This window comes from Thermomonas hydrothermalis, assembly GCF_900129205.1.
Taxonomy (GTDB): domain Bacteria; phylum Pseudomonadota; class Gammaproteobacteria; order Xanthomonadales; family Xanthomonadaceae; genus Thermomonas; species Thermomonas hydrothermalis.
Genome location: NZ_FQUK01000034.1, coordinates 6,226 through 23,672, shown reverse-complemented (window position 1 = coordinate 23,672; position 17,447 = coordinate 6,226). Strand labels below are relative to the sequence as shown.

Sequence of the window (17,447 nt, the reverse complement as noted above, 5' to 3'; positions counted from 1 at the left end):
GAATGTAGGTGTCCAGCGCGTCCACCAGCTTGATGATCGCCGGCACACCAATCTCCGACTGGTCGCCTTCCAGCGCCTTCAGCGCCGAACCCTTGATGATCGGCGTGTCGTCACCCGGGAAGTCGTACTTGGAGAGCAGGTCGCGAACCTCCATCTCCACCAGCTCCAGCAGCTCGGCGTCGTCCACCATGTCCGCCTTGTTCAGGAACACCACGATGTACGGCACGCCCACCTGACGGGCCAGCAGAATGTGCTCGCGCGTCTGCGGCATCGGGCCGTCCGCCGCCGACACCACCAGAATCGCACCGTCCATCTGCGCCGCACCCGTGATCATGTTCTTCACGTAGTCAGCGTGCCCAGGGCAGTCCACGTGCGCATAGTGACGGGTCGGCGACTCGTACTCCACGTGCGCCGTCGAAATCGTAATACCGCGCGCCTTCTCCTCCGGCGCCGCGTCGATCTGGTCGTACGCCTTGAACTCGCCGCCAAAACGCTCCGCGCCCACCTTCGTCAGCGCCGCCGTCAGCGTCGTCTTGCCGTGGTCCACGTGACCGATCGTCCCCACGTTCACGTGAGGCTTGGTGCGCTCGAACTTACCCTTTGCCATGGCTGCATCTCATTGGGTTTGCCTGCCGCAGCAGGCGTGAGGTTTGGAATATGGTGCTCACGAATGGAATCGAACCATCGACCTCCTCCTTACCAAGGAGGTGCTCTACCGACTGAGCTACGTGAGCAGATTTTGTTTCGGACAGAACCGTGCAATGGTGGAGCGGGAGACGGGAATCGAACCCGCGCTAGTAGCTTGGAAGGCTACAGTTCTACCATTGAACTACTCCCGCGCCGGGAGACTCTGCCCTGACCTGCCGGCTGGTAAGGCCAACAGGGTACCGCATACCAGGTCTGGTGGAGGGAGGTGGATTCGAACCACCGAAGGCGTAAGCCAGCAGATTTACAGTCTGCCCCCGTTGGCCGCTTGGGTATCCCTCCGGACGCTGGCCTTTGTGGAGCCGATCAGGCTCCCCAAAGAGCCCGTTATTCTTGCCGCGTATCCTGCCCGTGTCAACGGGTCCCGATGTTTTCTTTGCAGATGCTGCAGGTCACAGCCACCCCCACTACACGCAACTGGCCCGGACGTAATCGACGAAGGTGAAGCCGAAGGCATGCCGAGCATCGGCAGGATGCGCGACCCGGGCGACCTCGCGCCAGTCGTCCGGCGCGAAGGCGGGAAAGTAGGCATCCGCCCTGTCGACCTCGGTCTCCACCCAGGTCAGATGCAGGGCCTGCGCCAGCGGCAGGGTCAGCGCGAACACGTCCCCGCCACCGATCACGCAGAGCTCACTGGCGGGCGCGGCCGCTGCCAGGGCCTGCGCCAGCGAGCCCACCGCCTCCATTCCTGAAAAAGGCACCCGACCGCTGCGGGTGAGCACCAGATTGCGCCGCCCCGGCAGCGCCCGTCCCAGCGATTCGGCGGTCTTGCGCCCCATCAGCACCGGTTTGCCCAGGGTCAACGCCTTGAACCGGCGCAGATCCTCCGGCAGATGCCAGGGCAGGCCGCCATCCTGACCAATGGCCCGATGACGATCCAGCGCGGCGATCAGGGTCAGACGCATGCCAATCTCACACCGCCACCGGCGCGCGGATCGCCGGGTGTGGGTCATAGCCGTCGATACGGATGTCCTCGTAGCGGAAGGCATCGATGTCGCGTATCGCCGGATTGAGGTGCAAGGTCGGTAGCGGCCGCGGCGCCCGACTCAGCTGCAGGCGCGCCTGTTCGAAATGATTGGCGTACAGGTGCGCATCGCCGAGGGTATGGATGAACTCACCCACCTGCAGGTCGCAGACCTGCGCGACCAAATGGGTCAGCAGGGCGTAGCTGGCGATGTTGAACGGCACCCCGAGGAAGATATCGCCGCTGCGCTGGTACAGCTGGCAGCTCAGCCGACCTTCGGCGACGTAGAACTGAAACAGCACATGACAAGGCATTAAGGCCATCTGCGGCAAGTCGGCGACGTTCCAGGCCGACACCACCAGCCGACGGGAGTCGGGATTGCGGCGGATTTCCTCCACCACCCAGCGAATCTGGTCATGGGTCTGGCCGTCGGCACCTGCCCAGCTGCGCCACTGCTTGCCATACACCGGCCCCAGCTCGCCATCGGGCCCGGCCCATTCGTCCCAGATGCTGACGCCATTCGCCTTGAGGTAGGCGATGTTGGTGCTGCCCTGCAGGAACCACAGCAGCTCATGGATGATCGACTTCAGGTGCAGGCGCTTGGTGGTCACCAGCGGGAAGCCTTGCCGTAGATCGAACCGCATCTGCCAGCCGAACACGCTGCGGGTGCCGGTTCCAGTGCGGTCGGTACGATCCACCCCATGCGTCAGCACATGCTGCAACAGGTCGAGGTATTGCCGCATCAGCGTGCCTCCGGCATCAGGGTGGGCGCGGTGCGCGAGCGCCACAGCCAGAACAGGCCAAGCAGGATCAGCGGCAGGCTCAACAGCTGCCCCATGGTCAACCAGCCAAAGGCCAGATAGCCGAGCTGCGGATCCGGCTCGCGCACGAACTCCACCAGGAATCGGAAGCTGCCATACAGCAGGGCGAACAGCCCGGATACGGCATACCGGGGGCGCGGACGGCGCGAATACCAGACCAGCACGGCAAACATCACCAGCCCTTCCAGCGTCGCCTGATAAAGCTGCGAGGGGTGACGCGCAAAGGCATCCAGCAGGCCGGCGTCATACTGCGCCCGCAGGGTGGCCGGATCCATCCCGGCAAACGGCGGGGGCAGAGCACGCGGAAAGATCACCCCCAGCCGCTCGAACACCGTCCCGGCCACCGGCTTGCCCCACAGCTCACCGCCGATGAAGTTGCCGATCCGGCCAAAGCCAAGCCCCGCTGGCACCAGGGGGGCGATGAAATCGACGGTATCGAAGAAATGCAGGCGATGCCGACGCGACCACCAGGCCACCGCGATCAGCACCCCGAGCAGCCCGCCATGGAAACTCATCCCGCCTTCCCAGACCCGCACGATCTGCAGCGGGTTGTGCAGGAACACCGGCAGGTCATAGAACAGCATGTACCCGACCCGGCCACCGAGAACCACGCCGAGCATGGCGTAAAACATCAGATCGGAGAACGCGTTGTCGTCCACGCCAGGCAGGCGGCCAGCGCGCACCCGCCGCTGCCCCAACCACCAAGCGACCGCAAAGCCCAGCAGGTACATCAACCCATACCAGTGCACCTTCAATGGGCCGAGCGAAAAAGCAATGGGGTCGATCTGATGGAGATAGGGCATGACAGACATCGGAAAGAGGAAATAAACCCCGGCCGATCACCATTCACCGGCGCCGGGGACATGACGCGCCGCCGCACGCCGGCGCATCAGCAGGTTCAGCCATTCGACTAGAACCGAAAACGCCATGGCGAAATAGACATAGGGCCGTGGCACGTGCACGTCCAGACCGTCCAGCACCAGCACGCCGCCGACCAGGAGGATGAAGGCCAGCGCCAGCATCTTGACGGTCGGGTTGGCATCGATGAAACGCCCGACCGGATTGGCTGCCAGCAACATGATCGCCACTGCGACCAGGATCGCCACCACCATGATCGGAATGTGCCGAGCCATGCCGACCGCGGTGATCACCGAATCCAGCGAGAACACGATGTCGATCAGCGCGATCTGCGCGATCACCAGTGGAAACACCGCCGAGGCTTTGGTCGTCCGCGGGTCGGCGTCATCACCGCCGGTGATTAGGTCGCGGATTTCCAGTGTCCCTTTCACCAGCAAAAACAGCCCACCCAGGATCAGCACCAGATCGCGGATCGAAATGCCCTGCCCGAACAGCACGAACAGATCTTCCGACATGCGTGCCAGCAGGGCCAGCGTCATCAGCAGCAGAATGCGGGTGATGCAGGCCACCGCGATGCCCAGCCGGCGGGCCAAGGGCTTGCGCGCCTCCGGCAGGCGCGATACCGCGATCGAAATGAACACCAGGTTGTCGATGCCGAGCACGATTTCCAGCGTGCTCAGGGTCAGCAGGGTCAACCAGGCATCCGCAGAAGCGAGAAAACTCAGATCCATGTCCACATGCACTCGTCGGCGCCGCTCACAGGTAGCGCGGCAATAGCAGGGTGCCCCAGACCAGCAGCACGTTGAGCATCAGCACGAATACCGCCGCCGACCCCATGTCCTTGGCGCGACCGGCGAGCTCATGCCGCTCCGGCCCGAACCGTTCGATCACCGCTTCCATCGAGGAGTTCATCAGCTCCATCGCCAGCACCAGCAGGCAACTGCCGATCAACAGCACCCGCTCCACCGGTGTGGCGCCAAGCCACCAGCCCAGCGGGCCGAGCAGCACGAACAGATACACCTCGAGCCGGAATGAGGATTCATGCAGCCAGGCGGCGCGCAACCCCAACAGCGACCAGCGGGCTGCACGCATCACCCCCGCCGGGCCGCGCGGAAGATGCCCATACAGATCAGCCATGCAGACACCCAGACAAGACGGCGCGGTGCGCGCGGCTTACGACCTTCATGCAAAACACCCGAACCGGGAACAGACCGGCATTTTGCCACAGGCGCGCGCGCGCCCCGCCACTCCGGCTCGGGCGGCTACTGCGAGCGCAAGGCCTCGATCGGGTCGAGCATCGACGCCTTGCGCGCCGGGTAATAGCCGAAAAACAAGCCCGTCGCCACGGCAAAGGCGGCCGCCAGCGCCACCACCTGCGCGTTCAGCTGGACTGGCAGCTCACTGAACTTGCCCACCAGCAGCGCCCCACCGATGCCAATCACGATCCCGATCACCCCGCCGATCAGGGAGATCAGCATCGCCTCGGCCAGAAACTGGGCGCGAATGTCACGCGGCCCGGCACCCACCGCCAGCCGCAGGCCGATTTCACGGATCCGCTCGGTCACCGAGACCAGCATGATGTTCATGATGCCAATGCCGCCGATCACCAGGCAGATACCGGCCACTGCGCCGAGCAGCTTGGACATCAGGTTGGTGGTCTGGGTGCGGGTGGCGACGATCTGGCTGATGTTGCGCACCACGAAATCATCATCAGCACCCGGTTGGATCTTGTGCCGCTGCCGCAGCAGGCTTTCGATGTTCGACTGCGCCTGATCGAGATTGCGGGGGTCGTCCACCCCCACCGAGATCTGCTGTACCGCCCCCGGTGGCATGCCCTGACTGGTGGACAGCCGACGCCGGGCCACCTCCAGCGGCACCACCACGATGTCGTCCTGATCCTGGCCGAACCCGCCCTGCCCCTTGGGCTTGAGCACGCCGACCACGGTGAACGGCACCCGCCCCAGGCGGATGGTCTGGCCGATTCCATCCTGATCGCCGAACAGTTCGCGCCGCACCGTTTCCCCCAGAATCACCGGCTTTCCGGAACCGGTGTAATCCGAGGCCTGGAAGCCGTCGCCACTGGCCAGTTCCCAGCCATTGATGGCAAACCAGTCCGGCTGCACGCCCTGCCACTGGGTGGACGCATTGTTCTCGCCATTGACCACCTGCACACCGCCGCGCAGCGAGCCCGCCACGTACTGGGCTTCCGGCACCTCGTTGCGGATCGCCTCCGCATCGCTCTCGCTCAGACTCCAGCGGCTGCCCTGCGCGAGACGCGCCCCACCCGGGCCAAACCCGCCGGCGCCGAGGATGTCCAGCCGCTGCGACCCCAGGCCGGACACCAGCTTGTCGATCTCGGCCTGGGTGCCCTGGCCAATCGACACCATCACGATCACCGCAGCGATGCCGATGATCACCCCGAGCGAGGTGAGCGCGCTGCGCAGCCAGTTGCCACGCAGGGCGAAAAACGCCGTCCGCAGGATTTCCAGTGGGCTCATAGCTGCCTCCCGGCGCGGCGGGCGCCCAGCACGCCGTCATGGATCTCGTAGATGGCATCGGCGTGTTCGGCCACGTGATGATCGTGGGTGATCAGCACCACCGTGCGCCCCTCCTCGGCACGCAGCCGCTTGAACAATGCCAGGATCTCCTCGCCAGTGTGACTGTCGAGCGCACCGGTCGGCTCATCCGCCAGCAGCAGGGGCGGGTCGTTGACCAGCGCCCGGGCGATGGAAACCCGTTGCTGCTGCCCGCCCGACAGCTCGGTCGGCCGGTGCCCGGCACGACTGGCCAGCCCCACCGCCTCCAGCAGGGCCATCGCTTTGTCACGCCGCTGCCGGCGCTGCATGCGCACATATCCCAACGGCATCATCACGTTTTCCAGCGCCGTCATCCGCGGCAACAGGTTGAACTGCTGGAACACGAATCCGATCTTGTGCAGGCGCACCTGCGCCAACGCCTCGGCATCCAAGGTCGAGACGTCCTCGCCATCGCACAGATAGGTGCCGGAGGTGGGCGTATCCAGGCAGCCCAGGAGGTTCATCAAGGTGGTCTTGCCAGAGCCCGACGGCCCCATGATCGCCACGAACTCGCCACGCCGCACGGTCAGGTTCGCCCCCTGCAGGGCCACCACCTCGGCCTCGGTGCCCTCCAGGTAAACCTTGCGCAGCTGCCGGGTCTCGATGACCGGAGTCAGTGGATTCACGGCGCCCCCGCGGCACGCTCACCGCTGATCACCTGGTCACCTTCGCGGATGTCGCCCATCACCTCGGTCGCTGTACCGTCGGTGACGCCAAGGCGAATGCTGGCCAGCTGCGGCTTGCCGTTGACCAACTTGTACACCGTCACCCGCTTGGCATTGATCTGGGCATCCACCGCTGCATCCCAGCGGGCACGCTGCGCCTCGTCCAGGCTGGCGCGGAACGCCGCAAACTGCTGGCCGATCCGCTCGCGCATCCGGGCGCGGATCTGGGCCTGCATCGCCGCATCCGTGCTAGTGCCGCCGCCGGGCGGCCCCATGCGCATCCCCCCGAACAGGCGGCTGCCACCCTGCGTGCCCCCCTGGGTTGCCTGCTGCTGGCGGAACTGGGCGGCACGCTCGGCCTGACGTTTGCGCATCTGTGCGAGCGCCGCATCAAACAGCGCCTGCTGCTGACCATTCAAACCCAGCCCGGCGGCAGCCTCACGCAGCGCGTCCGCCAGTGCCCCGCCACCGCCCGGCGCTTGCCCCGCTGGCTGCAACGCCGCCAGCGGCGACGTGTCGCTGGGCTTGAAGCGCAACGCCGCATTGGCCAGCTTGAGCACACCCGCTTTCTTGCTGACCTCGATCTCGGCGTTGACGGTCAACCCCGGCAGCAAGGTGCCGTCACTGTTGTCCACCGTAACCACCACCGGATAGGTCACCACATTGTTGGTGGTGGTCGCCGCCAGCCGCACCTGCTCGACCACCCCCCTGAAGCGACGGTCGGGGAAGGCATCGACACTGAAGCTCACCGACTGCCCGGGCTTGACCTGGCCGATGTCGGACTCGTCCACCGCCAGTTCGATCTTCATCTTCGACAGATCCTCGGCGATGGTGAACAGCTCCGGCGCCTGTAGGCTGGCCGCCACCGTCTGACCCGGATCGACCTTGCGGGTCAGCACCACGCCATCCACCGGCGAGCGGATCACCGTGCGCGCCAGATTGACCTCGGTGGTCTGGGTGGCCGCCGTCTGCTGGCGGATCAGAGCCTGCGCCGAGTTCACCTGGGCTTGGGCCTGCTCCAGCGCCGTGCGCGCCAGGTCGACATCGCTCTGGGCCACCAACTGCTGGCGCGCCAGGTCGGCCTTGCGTTGGTAATCGAGTGTGGCGTTGCGCAGGGTAGCCTCCGCCTGCCGCAGCTGCGCCCGGGCGCTTTCGATCTGGGCCCGGCCCTGACGGATCTGCGCCTCATAGGTGGACGGATCGATCACGGCCAGCACCTGCCCTTTCTTCACCGGGCTGTTGTAATCCACCAGCACCTGCGTCACCTGACCTGAAATCTGGCTGCCGACGGTCACTGTGGTGATCGCGCTCAGGGTGCCGGTGGCGGAAATCGCCACCCGGATGTCACCACGCTGCACGGTCTCGGTGCGATAGCCCGCCTGTGCAGCCTGCTGGCGCTTGTGCCAGAGGTGCCAACCCACACCGAGCGCGGCAAGCACCAGCGCGGCCAAGGCAAGCCTGCGCACGGGGGAGGCGGGACGATGGGGGCGTCGGGGTGTGGTCATGCGGATTCGCTGGTGAGGGATTGCGGGCGTAAACGCGCGTTGGCGCATTCGGTTGACACGTCATGATCGCCCAAATGGGTGACGACTGTCTGCGGCATCGCGGCCGTCCGACTCGAGCAAGCGACCGGTCTGGCCTTATCCTGCACAGATCCCCACGCAGATTTTTCCCATGCTCAACGCCCGCCTGCTCACGCCGCTACTGCTGGTCTGCTCCAACCTGTTCATGACCTTCGCCTGGTACGGGCATCTGAAAGACCGCACCACCGCACTGCCCAAGGTCATTCTGGTGAGCTGGAGCATCGCGCTGTTCGAATACCTGTTCATGGTGCCGGCCAACCGCATCGGCAGCACGGTGTACAGCGCACCGCAGCTCAAGGGTATGCAGGAAGTCATCACCCTGCTGGTGTTCGCCGGGTTTTCCACCTGGTACCTGGGACAGCCGCTGAAGTGGAACCACTGGGCGGGCTTTGCGCTGGTGGTCGCTGCCGCCTGGCTGATCTTTCTGGAGTGACAGCAAGCGCCGTCAGCGTCTTTGCCCAAGGCCCTTGCTCAGAACGGGATGCGGCCGATCAGCATGTCCTTGAACATCACCCAGTCGCCCAGGAAGGAATACAGGGGGTGACGGAAGGTGGCGGGGCGGTTTTTCTCGAACGCGAAATGCCCCACCCAGGCCAGCGCATAGCCAGACACCAGTGCCGCCAGCAACCAGAGCGGCTGGCTGCGCAGCACCGCCAGCACAATAAAGCCCAGCGCCAGGCTGCTGCCCGCAAAATGCAGGCGGCGGCAGGTCCGGTTCTGGTGTTCGCCCAGATAGAACGGATAGAACTCACGAAAGCTGGAAAACCGCGTACTCATTGCGTGTCATCCTTCTCCGCCGCCTTGGCTTGCGCCCAGTAGCGATCCTGCGCCGCAAGCGACTGCCCGGCAAGCCCGCCGTCGGCCTCCGCCAGCTGTTCCATCATTCGGAACCGGCGCTCGAACTTGGCATTGGCCCGGCGCAGTGCCGTGCCGGCATCCACCCGCGCATGCCGGGCCAGGTTGAGCACCACAAACAGCAGATCGCCGATTTCATCCTCCAGCCGTGCCTGCGCGGCAGGATCATCGGGATTGGCCGCCACCGCGGCGAACTCGGCGCGAACTTCCTCCAGCTCTTCTTGGAGTTTTTCCAGCACCGGCGCAGGCCCCGGCCAATCGAACCCGACCCGCGCCGCACGCTGCTGCAACTTGAGAGCACGCTGCCATTCCGGCAGACCGCGGGCAATCCCGGCCAGCGCCGAGCGATCAGTGTCGCCACGCTGCTGCCGCTCGGCCTGTTTATGGGCTTCCCATTGCGCCTGCTGTGCCTGCGCGCTGCCCGGCTGGGCACGACCGAATACATGCGGATGCCGGCGCACCAGCTTGTCAACGATGGCCGCTACCACATCCTGGAACGTGAATGCCCCGGCCTCCTCCGCCATGCGGGCGTGAAAGACCACCTGGAGCAGCAGATCGCCCAGCTCCTCGCGCAGCGCTTCAAGATCGCCGCGATCGATCGCATCGGCCACTTCGTAGGCTTCTTCGATGGTGTAAGGAGCAATGCTGGCAAAGGTCTGCTGGACATCCCAAGGGCAGCCGGTCTGCGGGTCGCGCAGACGCGCCATGATGGCAAGCAGGGTCTGGATGTTGCCGGGCGGGTCAGCGGGGGATGCGGTCATTGCGGAATCCTGGCGCGCACATCGGGGTCGCCGAGCGCGATGAAATCACCGTTGAGCAGGGTGTCGCGCTGGTTGTAGCGCAACGGGCGGCCGTCCAGGGTCAGCACCTGGCCACCGGCCGCCTCCAGAATGGCTTGCCCTGCGGCAGTGTCCCACTCGCTGGTCGGGCCAAAGCGCGGGTAGAGATCGATCGCACCTTCGGCGATCCGGCAGAACTTGAGCGAAGAGCCGCACCCCACCACTTCACTGTCCGGCAGGGCATCCAGTAATGCCTGGGTACGGGCATCGCGATGCGAACGGCTGGCCGCAATCCGCAGCGGCGCCCGCGCCGGGATGCGCACCCGCAGCGGCCAGTCGCGCCCGCCCTCGCGACGGAAGGCCCCCTGACCCGGCGCCCCGTACCAGAGCAGCCCGGTCACCGGCTGCTGGATCAGCCCAAACACCGCCTGCCCGTCTTCGATCAGGGCCAGATTGATGGTGAACTCGCCATTGCGCTTGATGAACTCGCGGGTGCCATCCAGGGGATCGACCAGCCACAGCCGCGACCACTGGCGCCGGGTGGCGATGTCGGTGGCGGCCGATTCCTCGGACAGCACCGGGATCCCCGGAGTGAGCGCATGCAAGCCTGCGACGATGCAGCGGTGCGCTGCGAGATCGGCGGCAGTCAGCGGTGAGCGGTCGTCCTTGTGGGTGACCACAAACGCGCCTGCATACACCGACAGGATCTCGGCAGCCGTTTGCTGAGCGATGGCGATCACGCCTTCGCGCACGGTTTCAACGAGTGGCATGTCGGCGCAACCAGTCGCGGGCGATCACCAGCGCGGCGATCGACCGGCCCTCGGAGCAGTCCTCGCGCCAGAACAGCGCTTCCAGATCGTCGAGTGGCCAGGGCACCAGTTCCAGCGGCTCCGGCTCGTCTCCGGGCAGACGCTGCGGATACAGATCGCGCGCCAGCACCACATGGGTCTGGTGGCTCATGTAGGTCGGCGTCAGGCTGACCGTGCGCAGCACGCGCAGGTCGTGTGCACCATAGCCGGCCTCCTCCATCAGCTCACGATTGGCCGCCTGCTCAGGGGTCTCGCCGGCATCGATGCGCCCCTTGACCAGCCCCAGCTCGTAGCGGTTGAACCCGGCCGCGTATTCGCGCACCAGCAGCACGGTCTTAGCGTCCAGCAGCGGTACCACCGCCACCGCACCATACCCGCGCGGGTGCAGCCGCTCGTACAGCCGGCGCTCGCCATTGGAAAACTCCAGATCCAGCCGCTCCATCCGGTACGGGCCGGCGTCGTGCTGGGTGATGCTGTGGATCACGGGCAGCCGCTGACGCATGGGCGCCTCCCCGGAACGATAATGGCGGAATGAACGCAACTCACCCGCCCATGATAGCCGCCAGCGACGACTGGCGCCTGCGCGATCTCGCCGTGCTCTGGCACCCCTGCACGCAGATGCGCGAACACCCACACGCGCTGCCGCTGTTCCCGGTGGCGCGCGGCGAAGGCGCCTGGCTGATTGGTTTCGATGGCCACCGGGTGCTCGACGGCATCAGCAGCTGGTGGACCAACCTGCATGGCCATGCCGAGCCGCGCATCGCCGCCGCCATCGCCCAACAGGCGCACACCCTGGAACAGGTGATCCTGGCCGGGTTTTCCCATGCACCGGCGGTGACCCTGGCCGAACGCCTGCTCGCCCTGGCCCCACACGAACCGGGCCGTGCGCCGCTGGCCAAGGTGTTCTATGCCGACAACGGATCCTCCGGGGTGGAAGTGGCGCTGAAAATGGCGTTCCACTGGTTCCACAACCGGGGCGACCACGGCCGCACCCGCTTCATCGCCCTGACTGGCAGCTACCACGGTGAGACGCTCGGCGCTCTGGCGGTGGGCGACATCCCGCTATACCGCCGGGTGTATGCGCCGCTGCTGGCCGAGGCCCGGTTTGCGCCCTCACCCGACGCCTTCGGCAGCCGCAGCCCGGAGGAGGCCGAGCGCAAGGCGCATGCCGCAGCCGACGCGCTGGCGGCGCTGCTGGAGGCCAACGCCGGGCAGGTATGTGCGCTGATCATCGAACCGCTGCTGCAATGCGCCGGCGGAATGCGTATGCACCACCCGACCTATCTGCGCCGCGCCCGTGCGCTATGCGATGCCCATGGGGTGTTCCTGATCGCCGATGAAATCGCCACCGGGTTCGGCCGCACCGGCACCCTGTTCGCCTGCGAACAAGCCGGCATCCAGCCCGACCTGCTGTGCCTGTCGAAAGGACTGACCGGCGGCTTTTTGCCGCTGTGCGCGGTGCTGACCACCCAAACCGTGTACGACGGTTTTCTGGACGACTCGCGTGAACGTGCGTTTCTGCATTCCCATAGCTACAGCGGCAATCCGCTGGCCTGCGCGGCGGCACTGGCCTCGCTCGACATCCTGCAAAGCGACGGGGTGATCGCACGCAACCGCGTCACTGCCGCGGCAATGGCCGAACGCGCAGCGCAGTTCCGTGACCACCCGTTGGTGGCCGAGGTGCGCCAGACCGGCATGGTGGTGGCGATTGAACTGCATCCCGACCCCGGCCCCAGCGAGGACGGCCATGCGGTGGAAATCGCCGGTCGGCGCGGGCTGCGCATGTACCGCGCGGCACTCGCCGCCGGCGCCTTACTGCGCCCGCTTGGCGACGTGCTGTACTGGATGCCCCCCTACTGCGTCGGTGAGGCGGAGCTGGACGTATTGGTTCGCGCCACCCATGCCGCGCTCGAGGCCGCCCGCCCATGCGACTGACTCGTTGCCATGTCGCCCTGCCGCTGCAGGTAGGTGAGACCGTGCCGCTGCCCGAAGACGTCGCCGCGCACCTGACCCGGGTGCTGCGCCTGCGCGAAGGCGATCCCTGCGTGCTGTTCAACGGCGACGGCCAGGACTATCCGGCCCGGCTGGTCGCCGTCGGCAAGCGCAGCGCGCATGCCGTCATTCTCTCGGCCCAGCCGGTGGACAACGAATCGCCACTGGCGATCACCCTGCTGCAGGGGCTGGCCCGTGGCGAAAAGATGGATCTGATCCTGCAGAAAGCCACCGAGCTTGGCGTTGCCCGTATCGTGCCGGTGGAAAGCGAACGCAGTGAAGTGCGGCTGGACTCCGAACGTGCTGCACGCCGGCAGCTGCACTGGCAGCAGGTGGTGATCGCCGCCTGCGAGCAGAGCGGACGCGCCCGCGTTCCCGAGGTCGCACCGGTGCAGCCCATCGCCCAGGCCGCCGGCCAGACCGCCGGCATCGGACTCGTGCTCGACCCGCAGGCCGGCCGCACGCTGACCAGCCTCGCCACGCCCCTGTCGGCCTGCACACTGGCAATCGGCCCCGAGGGCGGCTGGTCACCGCGCGATCTGGATGTCCTTGCTGCCGCCGGCTACCTCGGGGTGCGGCTGGGGCCGCGGATCCTGCGCACGGAAACCGCAGGACTGGCTGCGATCGCGGCGCTGCAGGCACTGGCCGGCGATCTGGGGCGCTAAACCGGAATGCCGAGGTCGGCTGCCGTCGGTCAGGCGACGCTGGCCAGCGCCCCGTGCAGCGCCTGCTCAAGCGCCTCCAGATCCGGAATCACCGCCTCGTTTTCGTTTAGCCGCACTCGGGCCAGTACACCGTCTGGCAACCCGTCCTGCGACTCAAGCCGGGTCAGCGCCGCCTCGGTGACCGTCACCAGGCGCGGGAAGCCCTGGGTCAGCAGCGCGAAATACGGCCGCCGCGGATCACCGCCCAACGCCTTGAGCACCACCACCTTGCTGCCCAGCCCGCCCTCCTCGTCAGCCAGCCCGGCAAAGCGGGAGAACGACAGCAGCGGCAGCTGCCAACCGCGCCAGCGGATCCTGCCCAGCAGCCAGCCCGGGGCCGCCGCCACCGGCTCCGGCGGCGCATACGACGGCACTTCGGCGATAGTGGCATTGGGCAGCAACAGCCGCGCCTGCGCCACCTGGATCAACACACCGCGGATGATGGGAATCAGTTCGGACATAGGCGACCTCTCAGGCGGGCCAACGTTGCACCAGTTCGCGCGCCATTTCGGCCAGGCTGCGCGAATCGCCACCGCGCGCAATCAGCGCGTCACTGGCAGAAGGATCGAAACAGGTTTCCGGTGCCTGGCCATACACCAGGGCGCCTCCTAGCCGCATGGCCAGCGCCAGATCGACGGCCTCCAACCCGGCACCGCTCAGCAGCAGCAAGGCACTGTCCCCTGCCGGCAGGCCGGCAAACGTCGGGGCCCCTTCGACGGCCGCGAACACCGGCCCGTCCGCGTCGGCCACCACATCCAGCCCATCTGGCAGGACATAGACATGCCCGGCCTGCAGGTGCTGCTGGGACTGCGCCAATTCGACCTGTAACGGCGTTGCCCGCTGCATCTGCCGAACCAGCTTGTCGGACTGACCGCCACCCAGCGCCTGCCGCAGCACCAGCGGCCGCGGGAAATCACCCGGCAACCCGGCCAGCAGTTGCCGCGCCGCATCCGGCCCGCCGATCCCGGCCAGGATCACCACCGCCCCGGTCTTGCGCACCGCCGGAGCGGCCTGCGGCACAGGCGGCAAGGCCGCGACCTGCGCTGCCAGTGCCTGCATTTCATCGATGAAATCCGGCCCCGCCTTCTGGGCCGGCGGTGGCGGCAACACATCATCGTGCCCTTGCAGCTTGGCGGCCAGATGGCGAACCCAGCGCGCCGCCTCCCAGCCTTCGCGCCGACCGGCCAGTTCGGCCTCGTCGAACACTACCAGCAAGCCCGGGTCGGTCAGCAGCGGATCGAATCGTTCCAGCGCCGCCTCGGTCACGGCATCCAGCACCACCAGCAGGGCCTCCGCCCCGCGGGCCCGGACATCCTCTTCCGTCGCCTCGACCGGATCCAGACTGGCCACCAGCTCGGCACCGGTCGCGCGCACCGCCTGTTCGGTACGCTCGCGCGCGCTACCCGCACGCGCCAGCACCACCACCCGTCGCGCACTCATTGCAGCAACCCGTCACCGGCCACTTCCAGCTTGAGCAGCTCGTGCACGTGACGCATCAGCTCGGGTTCCTGATACGGCTTGCCGAGGTAGCGTTCGACACCGATGTCCATCGCCCGCTGGCGGTGCTTTTCACCGGTTCGCGAGGTGATCATGATGATCGGCACCGTGCGCAGGCGGACATCGGCCTTCATCGCCGAGGCCAGCTCATAGCCATCCATGCGGGGCATTTCGATATCCAGCAGCATCAGGTCCGGCACCACTTCGGCCATGCGTTCCAGCGCATCCAGACCGTCCTTGGCGGTGACGACCTCGAAGCCATGCCGTTCCAGCACGCGCCCGGTGACCTTGCGCATGGTCACCGAGTCGTCCACCACCATCACCAGCGGCACACGGCGCTGCTCGACCTGCGGCTGTGCGTGCCGCGCTGCCGTCGCCGCCTGCGCGGCTTGACGACGCACCAGCGGCGCCACGTCGAGGATCACCACCACCCGGCCATCGCCCATGATGGTGGCGCCGAAGATACCGGGGATCGACGCCAGCTGCGGGCCGCCGCTCTTGACCACGATTTCACGACTGCCGAGCACGTCATCGACCGCCACCGCCGCCCGCAGATCACCCGAACCGACCAGCAGCAATGGCATCTGCAGATGACCTTCGCCCTTGGCCGGCAAGGTGCCGACCAGCGCGCCCAGATCGTGCAGGGCATAGTCCTCGCCACCGTAGCGATAGCTGGCACCCGGCTTGACCATCTCTTCGCGGGGAATGCGGCCAACGCCACGCACGGCGGCAATCGGCACGGCGAACTGGGTTTCGCCAATGCGCACGAACACCGCCTGGGTGACCGCCAGGGTCTGCGGCAGTCGCAAGGTGAAGGTGGTGCCGGCACCGGGCTGGGTGGCGATTTCGATCGTGCCGCCAAGCTGGCGCACTTCGCTGGCCACCACGTCCATGCCGACGCCGCGACCGGCCAGACGGCTGACCGTCTCGGCGGTGGAAAAGCCCGGCTGCATGATCAGCTGGTCGAGTTCGGCATCGGTCAGCTGGGCATCCGGCGCAATCAGACCACGCTCGATGGCACGGGCGCGGATTGCTGCCCGATTGAGACCTGCGCCATCGTCGGCGATTTGCAGCACCACTTCCGCGCCTTCGCGCCGGATCGCAATCCGGATCGTGCCTTCCTCGGGCTTGCCCGCGGCGCGGCGCGCCTCCGGCGACTCCAGACCATGGGCGATGGCATTGCGCAACATGTGCTCCAGCGGCGCGGTCATCCGCTCCAGCACGTTGCGATCGAGCTCGCCCTGGGCGCCGTCGACCTTGAGCTGGGCCTGCTTGCCGGTATCGGCAGCCGCCTGGCGCACCACCCGGCGCAGACGCGGCACCAGCGATTCGAACGGCAGCATGCGCGTGCGCATGAGGCCTTCCTGCAGCTCGGAGCTGACCCGCGACTGCTGGGTGAGCAGGGTTTCGTACTGGCGGGTCAGCTCTTCCATCGACTCGTGCAGGCTCTGCAGGTCGGCGGCCGACTCGGCCAGCGCACGGGAGAGCTGCTGCAGGGTACTGAAGCGGTCCAGCTCGAGCGGGTCGAACGCTTCGCGGCCGCTGTCGCTCTCGCGCTGGAAGCGGGCGATGATCTGCGCCTCGGTCTCGGCATCGAGCCGGCGCAGCTGATCGCGCAGACGCGTGTTGGTGCGCTCCATTTCCTGCGAGGCGGCGCGGAACGCTGCCAGCTGCTGCTCCAGCCTGGCGCGGTAGATCGCGACTTCGCCGGCATAGTTCACCAGTTTGTCGAGCAGATCGGCACGGATGCGCACCTGCTCCTGCGGGGCACGCGCCAATGCGTCGTCCTCTTCGCCCATGCCCGCCAGCGCGATCGGCTTCGACAAGGGTTTGAGTGGTGGCAGCGTGGCCGCAGGGGCCGGCGCGGCGGCGGCATCGGTCGCGGCGGGCGTCGCCGCAGCCGGCGACTCGACCGGCCGGTTTTCCGCGCGAGCGATGAACTCCTCGATCAACGCTTGCGGCATGCCGATGGCGCGTCGTGCGGCGATGCGCGTGACCATGCCGTGCAGCCGGTCGAAGCCGCGCTCGAGCAGACCGATGGTGGCCTCGTCGAGCTCGATGCGCTGGTTGGATACGGCTTCCAGCAGGGTCTCCATGGCATGGCCGAGCTCGCCCACGGCCATCAGGCCGGACGTGCGGGCACCGCCCTTGAGGGTATGCAGATCCCGTTGCAGGCCGGTGACCAACGCCTCGTCGGCGGGCGTCTCACGCAACTGGGCCAGCAGACCGTCGGAATGGTCGAGCAAGTCGCCCGCTTCCTCGACGAAGATGTCCACCAGCTCGAGATCGAGCGCCTCGGTGTCCAGCGCCTCGTCCGGATCCTCGGCGGCGGCGGCAATCGCCTGCAGGGCCGCCAGCGCTGCCAACTCGCGCGCTTTCGCGGCCGCGGCAGCCTCGGCCTCGCGGCGCTCGGCTTCGCGACGTTCGACTTCCTCGCGCCTGGCCTTTTCGCGCTCGGCTTCCAGGCGTTCGGCTTCGGCGCGCAGCGCCGCAATGCGCTCCGCCTCCAGCCGTTCCGCTTCGCGACGCTCGGCCTCAAGACGCTCGGCTTCGAGGCGTTCGGCTTCGAGGCGTTCGGCTTCGAGGCGTTCGGCTTCGAGGCGTTCGGCTTCGAGGCGTTCGGCTTCGAGGCGTTCGGC

20 protein-coding genes and 3 tRNA genes are annotated in these 17,447 nt (G+C 66.9%); 4 read left to right on the top strand and 19 right to left on the bottom strand.

The features are described 5' to 3' along the window. From BUA29_RS09505 to BUA29_RS09450, 12 genes are all read right to left on the bottom strand, one after another. On the bottom strand, window positions 1–607 hold a 607-nt coding region (locus BUA29_RS09505), incomplete at its 3' end, for a GTP-binding protein (protein ID WP_143148884.1). Between the two features lie 51 nt (window positions 608–658). Next, window positions 659–734: transfer RNA gene (locus tag BUA29_RS09500), tRNA-Thr, on the bottom strand. 31 nt (window positions 735–765) lie between these two features. Next, window positions 766–839 (bottom strand) — tRNA-Gly (locus tag BUA29_RS09495). A gap of 62 nt (window positions 840–901) precedes the next feature. Next, window positions 902–987, bottom strand: a tRNA-Tyr gene (locus tag BUA29_RS09490). Between the two features lie 125 nt (window positions 988–1,112). Continuing rightward, complete coding sequence (locus BUA29_RS09485) at window positions 1,113–1,610, bottom strand: dihydrofolate reductase (RefSeq protein ID WP_178137915.1); 498 nt, start codon at window positions 1,608–1,610, stop codon at window positions 1,113–1,115. A 7-nt stretch (window positions 1,611–1,617) separates the two neighbouring features. After that, window positions 1,618–2,412, bottom strand: a complete 795-nt coding sequence (locus tag BUA29_RS09480) for a thymidylate synthase (RefSeq protein WP_072756334.1) — start codon at window positions 2,410–2,412, stop codon at window positions 1,618–1,620. Beyond that, window positions 2,412–3,293, bottom strand: a complete 882-nt coding sequence (lgt, locus tag BUA29_RS09475) for a prolipoprotein diacylglyceryl transferase (RefSeq protein WP_072756333.1) — start codon at window positions 3,291–3,293, stop codon at window positions 2,412–2,414. Before lgt ends, BUA29_RS09480 begins: the two co-directional genes overlap by 1 nt. A 36-nt stretch (window positions 3,294–3,329) precedes the next feature. Then, the gene (locus BUA29_RS09470; protein WP_072756337.1) at window positions 3,330–4,079 is read right to left on the bottom strand and encodes a TerC family protein; all 750 of its coding nucleotides are present in this window, start codon (window positions 4,077–4,079) and stop codon (window positions 3,330–3,332) included. 25 nt (window positions 4,080–4,104) lie between these two features. Then, window positions 4,105–4,485, bottom strand: coding sequence for a diacylglycerol kinase (locus BUA29_RS09465; RefSeq protein ID WP_072756332.1), 381 nt, complete (start codon window positions 4,483–4,485; stop codon window positions 4,105–4,107). Between the two features lie 125 nt (window positions 4,486–4,610). Next, window positions 4,611–5,846, bottom strand: a complete 1,236-nt coding sequence (locus tag BUA29_RS09460; protein WP_072756331.1) for an ABC transporter permease — start codon at window positions 5,844–5,846, stop codon at window positions 4,611–4,613. Next, window positions 5,843–6,550: an ABC transporter ATP-binding protein gene (locus BUA29_RS09455; RefSeq protein ID WP_143148883.1), complete on the bottom strand. Its 708-nt coding sequence runs from the start codon at window positions 6,548–6,550 to the stop codon at window positions 5,843–5,845. The genes BUA29_RS09460 and BUA29_RS09455 overlap by 4 nt, the downstream gene beginning before the upstream one ends. Then, window positions 6,547–8,094 (bottom strand): efflux RND transporter periplasmic adaptor subunit, encoded by a 1,548-nt coding sequence (locus BUA29_RS09450; protein ID WP_072756330.1) that lies wholly within the window; start codon window positions 8,092–8,094, stop codon window positions 6,547–6,549. The genes BUA29_RS09455 and BUA29_RS09450 overlap by 4 nt, the downstream gene beginning before the upstream one ends. Before the next feature lie 148 nt (window positions 8,095–8,242). Between BUA29_RS09450 and BUA29_RS09445 the strand changes: the two genes are divergently transcribed. Continuing rightward, the gene (locus BUA29_RS09445; RefSeq protein ID WP_072756329.1) at window positions 8,243–8,605 is read left to right on the top strand and encodes a DMT family protein; all 363 of its coding nucleotides are present in this window, start codon (window positions 8,243–8,245) and stop codon (window positions 8,603–8,605) included. Window positions 8,606–8,643: 38 nt separating this feature from the next. Here BUA29_RS09445 and BUA29_RS09440 read toward each other — a convergent pair whose 3' ends face one another. From BUA29_RS09440 to nudE, 4 genes are read right to left on the bottom strand one after another with little or no spacing between them, the layout of a single operon-like run. Further along, window positions 8,644–8,949 (bottom strand): Mpo1-like protein, encoded by a 306-nt coding sequence (locus tag BUA29_RS09440; RefSeq protein ID WP_072756328.1) that lies wholly within the window; start codon window positions 8,947–8,949, stop codon window positions 8,644–8,646. Beyond that, window positions 8,946–9,788 (bottom strand): nucleoside triphosphate pyrophosphohydrolase, encoded by an 843-nt coding sequence (gene mazG, locus BUA29_RS09435; protein WP_072756327.1) that lies wholly within the window; start codon window positions 9,786–9,788, stop codon window positions 8,946–8,948. The genes BUA29_RS09440 and mazG overlap by 4 nt, the downstream gene beginning before the upstream one ends. Beyond that, entirely contained in the window at window positions 9,785–10,576 is a 792-nt protein-coding gene (gene cysQ / locus BUA29_RS09430; protein WP_072756326.1) for a 3'(2'),5'-bisphosphate nucleotidase CysQ, read from the bottom strand. Before cysQ ends, mazG begins: the two co-directional genes overlap by 4 nt. Beyond that, window positions 10,563–11,117: an ADP compounds hydrolase NudE gene (gene nudE, locus BUA29_RS09425; protein ID WP_072756325.1), complete on the bottom strand. Its 555-nt coding sequence runs from the start codon at window positions 11,115–11,117 to the stop codon at window positions 10,563–10,565. The genes cysQ and nudE overlap by 14 nt, the downstream gene beginning before the upstream one ends. 29 nt (window positions 11,118–11,146) lie before the next feature. Here nudE and BUA29_RS09420 point away from each other — a divergent pair, with 29 nt between their 5' ends. Beyond that, window positions 11,147–12,550, top strand: coding sequence for an adenosylmethionine--8-amino-7-oxononanoate transaminase (locus BUA29_RS09420; RefSeq protein ID WP_072756324.1), 1,404 nt, complete (start codon window positions 11,147–11,149; stop codon window positions 12,548–12,550). After that, a complete protein-coding gene (locus BUA29_RS09415) occupies window positions 12,541–13,272 on the top strand; it encodes a 16S rRNA (uracil(1498)-N(3))-methyltransferase (RefSeq protein WP_072756323.1) in 732 nt (243 codons plus the stop codon). The genes BUA29_RS09420 and BUA29_RS09415 overlap by 10 nt, the downstream gene beginning before the upstream one ends. Window positions 13,273–13,301: 29 nt before the next feature. Here BUA29_RS09415 and BUA29_RS09410 read toward each other — a convergent pair whose 3' ends face one another. The 3 genes from BUA29_RS09410 to BUA29_RS12460 are packed head-to-tail and all read right to left on the bottom strand — an operon-like array spanning window position 13,302 to window position 17,054. After that, entirely contained in the window at window positions 13,302–13,772 is a 471-nt protein-coding gene (locus BUA29_RS09410) for a chemotaxis protein CheW (RefSeq protein ID WP_072756322.1), read from the bottom strand. Between the two features lie 10 nt (window positions 13,773–13,782). Then, on the bottom strand, window positions 13,783–14,751 hold the full coding sequence (locus BUA29_RS09405) for a chemotaxis protein CheB (RefSeq protein ID WP_072756321.1): 969 nt from the start codon (window positions 14,749–14,751) through the stop codon (window positions 13,783–13,785). Next, window positions 14,748–17,054 (bottom strand): response regulator, encoded by a 2,307-nt coding sequence (locus BUA29_RS12460; RefSeq protein ID WP_425443776.1) that lies wholly within the window; start codon window positions 17,052–17,054, stop codon window positions 14,748–14,750. The genes BUA29_RS09405 and BUA29_RS12460 overlap by 4 nt, the downstream gene beginning before the upstream one ends. A 113-nt stretch (window positions 17,055–17,167) precedes the next feature. Here BUA29_RS12460 and BUA29_RS12535 point away from each other — a divergent pair. Further along, on the top strand, window positions 17,168–17,447 hold a 280-nt coding region (locus BUA29_RS12535; RefSeq protein WP_425443777.1), incomplete at its 3' end, for a pentapeptide repeat-containing protein.

Coding starts and splice junctions, on each gene's coding strand:
- BUA29_RS09485 (WP_178137915.1), bottom strand. CDS start 1,610: ATGCGTCTGACCCTGATCGCCGCGCTGGATCGTCATCGGGCCATTGGT.
- BUA29_RS09480 (WP_072756334.1), bottom strand. CDS start 2,412: ATGCGGCAATACCTCGACCTGTTGCAGCATGTGCTGACGCATGGGGTG.
- lgt (WP_072756333.1), bottom strand. CDS start 3,293: ATGCCCTATCTCCATCAGATCGACCCCATTGCTTTTTCGCTCGGCCCA.
- BUA29_RS09470 (WP_072756337.1), bottom strand. CDS start 4,079: ATGGATCTGAGTTTTCTCGCTTCTGCGGATGCCTGGTTGACCCTGCTG.
- BUA29_RS09465 (WP_072756332.1), bottom strand. CDS start 4,485: ATGGCTGATCTGTATGGGCATCTTCCGCGCGGCCCGGCGGGGGTGATG.
- BUA29_RS09460 (WP_072756331.1), bottom strand. CDS start 5,846: ATGAGCCCACTGGAAATCCTGCGGACGGCGTTTTTCGCCCTGCGTGGC.
- BUA29_RS09450 (WP_072756330.1), bottom strand. CDS start 8,094: ATGACCACACCCCGACGCCCCCATCGTCCCGCCTCCCCCGTGCGCAGG.
- BUA29_RS09440 (WP_072756328.1), bottom strand. CDS start 8,949: ATGAGTACGCGGTTTTCCAGCTTTCGTGAGTTCTATCCGTTCTATCTG.
- mazG (WP_072756327.1), bottom strand. CDS start 9,788: ATGACCGCATCCCCCGCTGACCCGCCCGGCAACATCCAGACCCTGCTT.
- cysQ (WP_072756326.1), bottom strand. CDS start 10,576: ATGCCACTCGTTGAAACCGTGCGCGAAGGCGTGATCGCCATCGCTCAG.
- nudE (WP_072756325.1), bottom strand. CDS start 11,117: ATGCGTCAGCGGCTGCCCGTGATCCACAGCATCACCCAGCACGACGCC.
- BUA29_RS09420 (WP_072756324.1), top strand. CDS start 11,147: ATGAACGCAACTCACCCGCCCATGATAGCCGCCAGCGACGACTGGCGC.
- BUA29_RS09415 (WP_072756323.1), top strand. CDS start 12,541: ATGCGACTGACTCGTTGCCATGTCGCCCTGCCGCTGCAGGTAGGTGAG.
- BUA29_RS09410 (WP_072756322.1), bottom strand. CDS start 13,772: ATGTCCGAACTGATTCCCATCATCCGCGGTGTGTTGATCCAGGTGGCG.
- BUA29_RS09405 (WP_072756321.1), bottom strand. CDS start 14,751: ATGAGTGCGCGACGGGTGGTGGTGCTGGCGCGTGCGGGTAGCGCGCGC.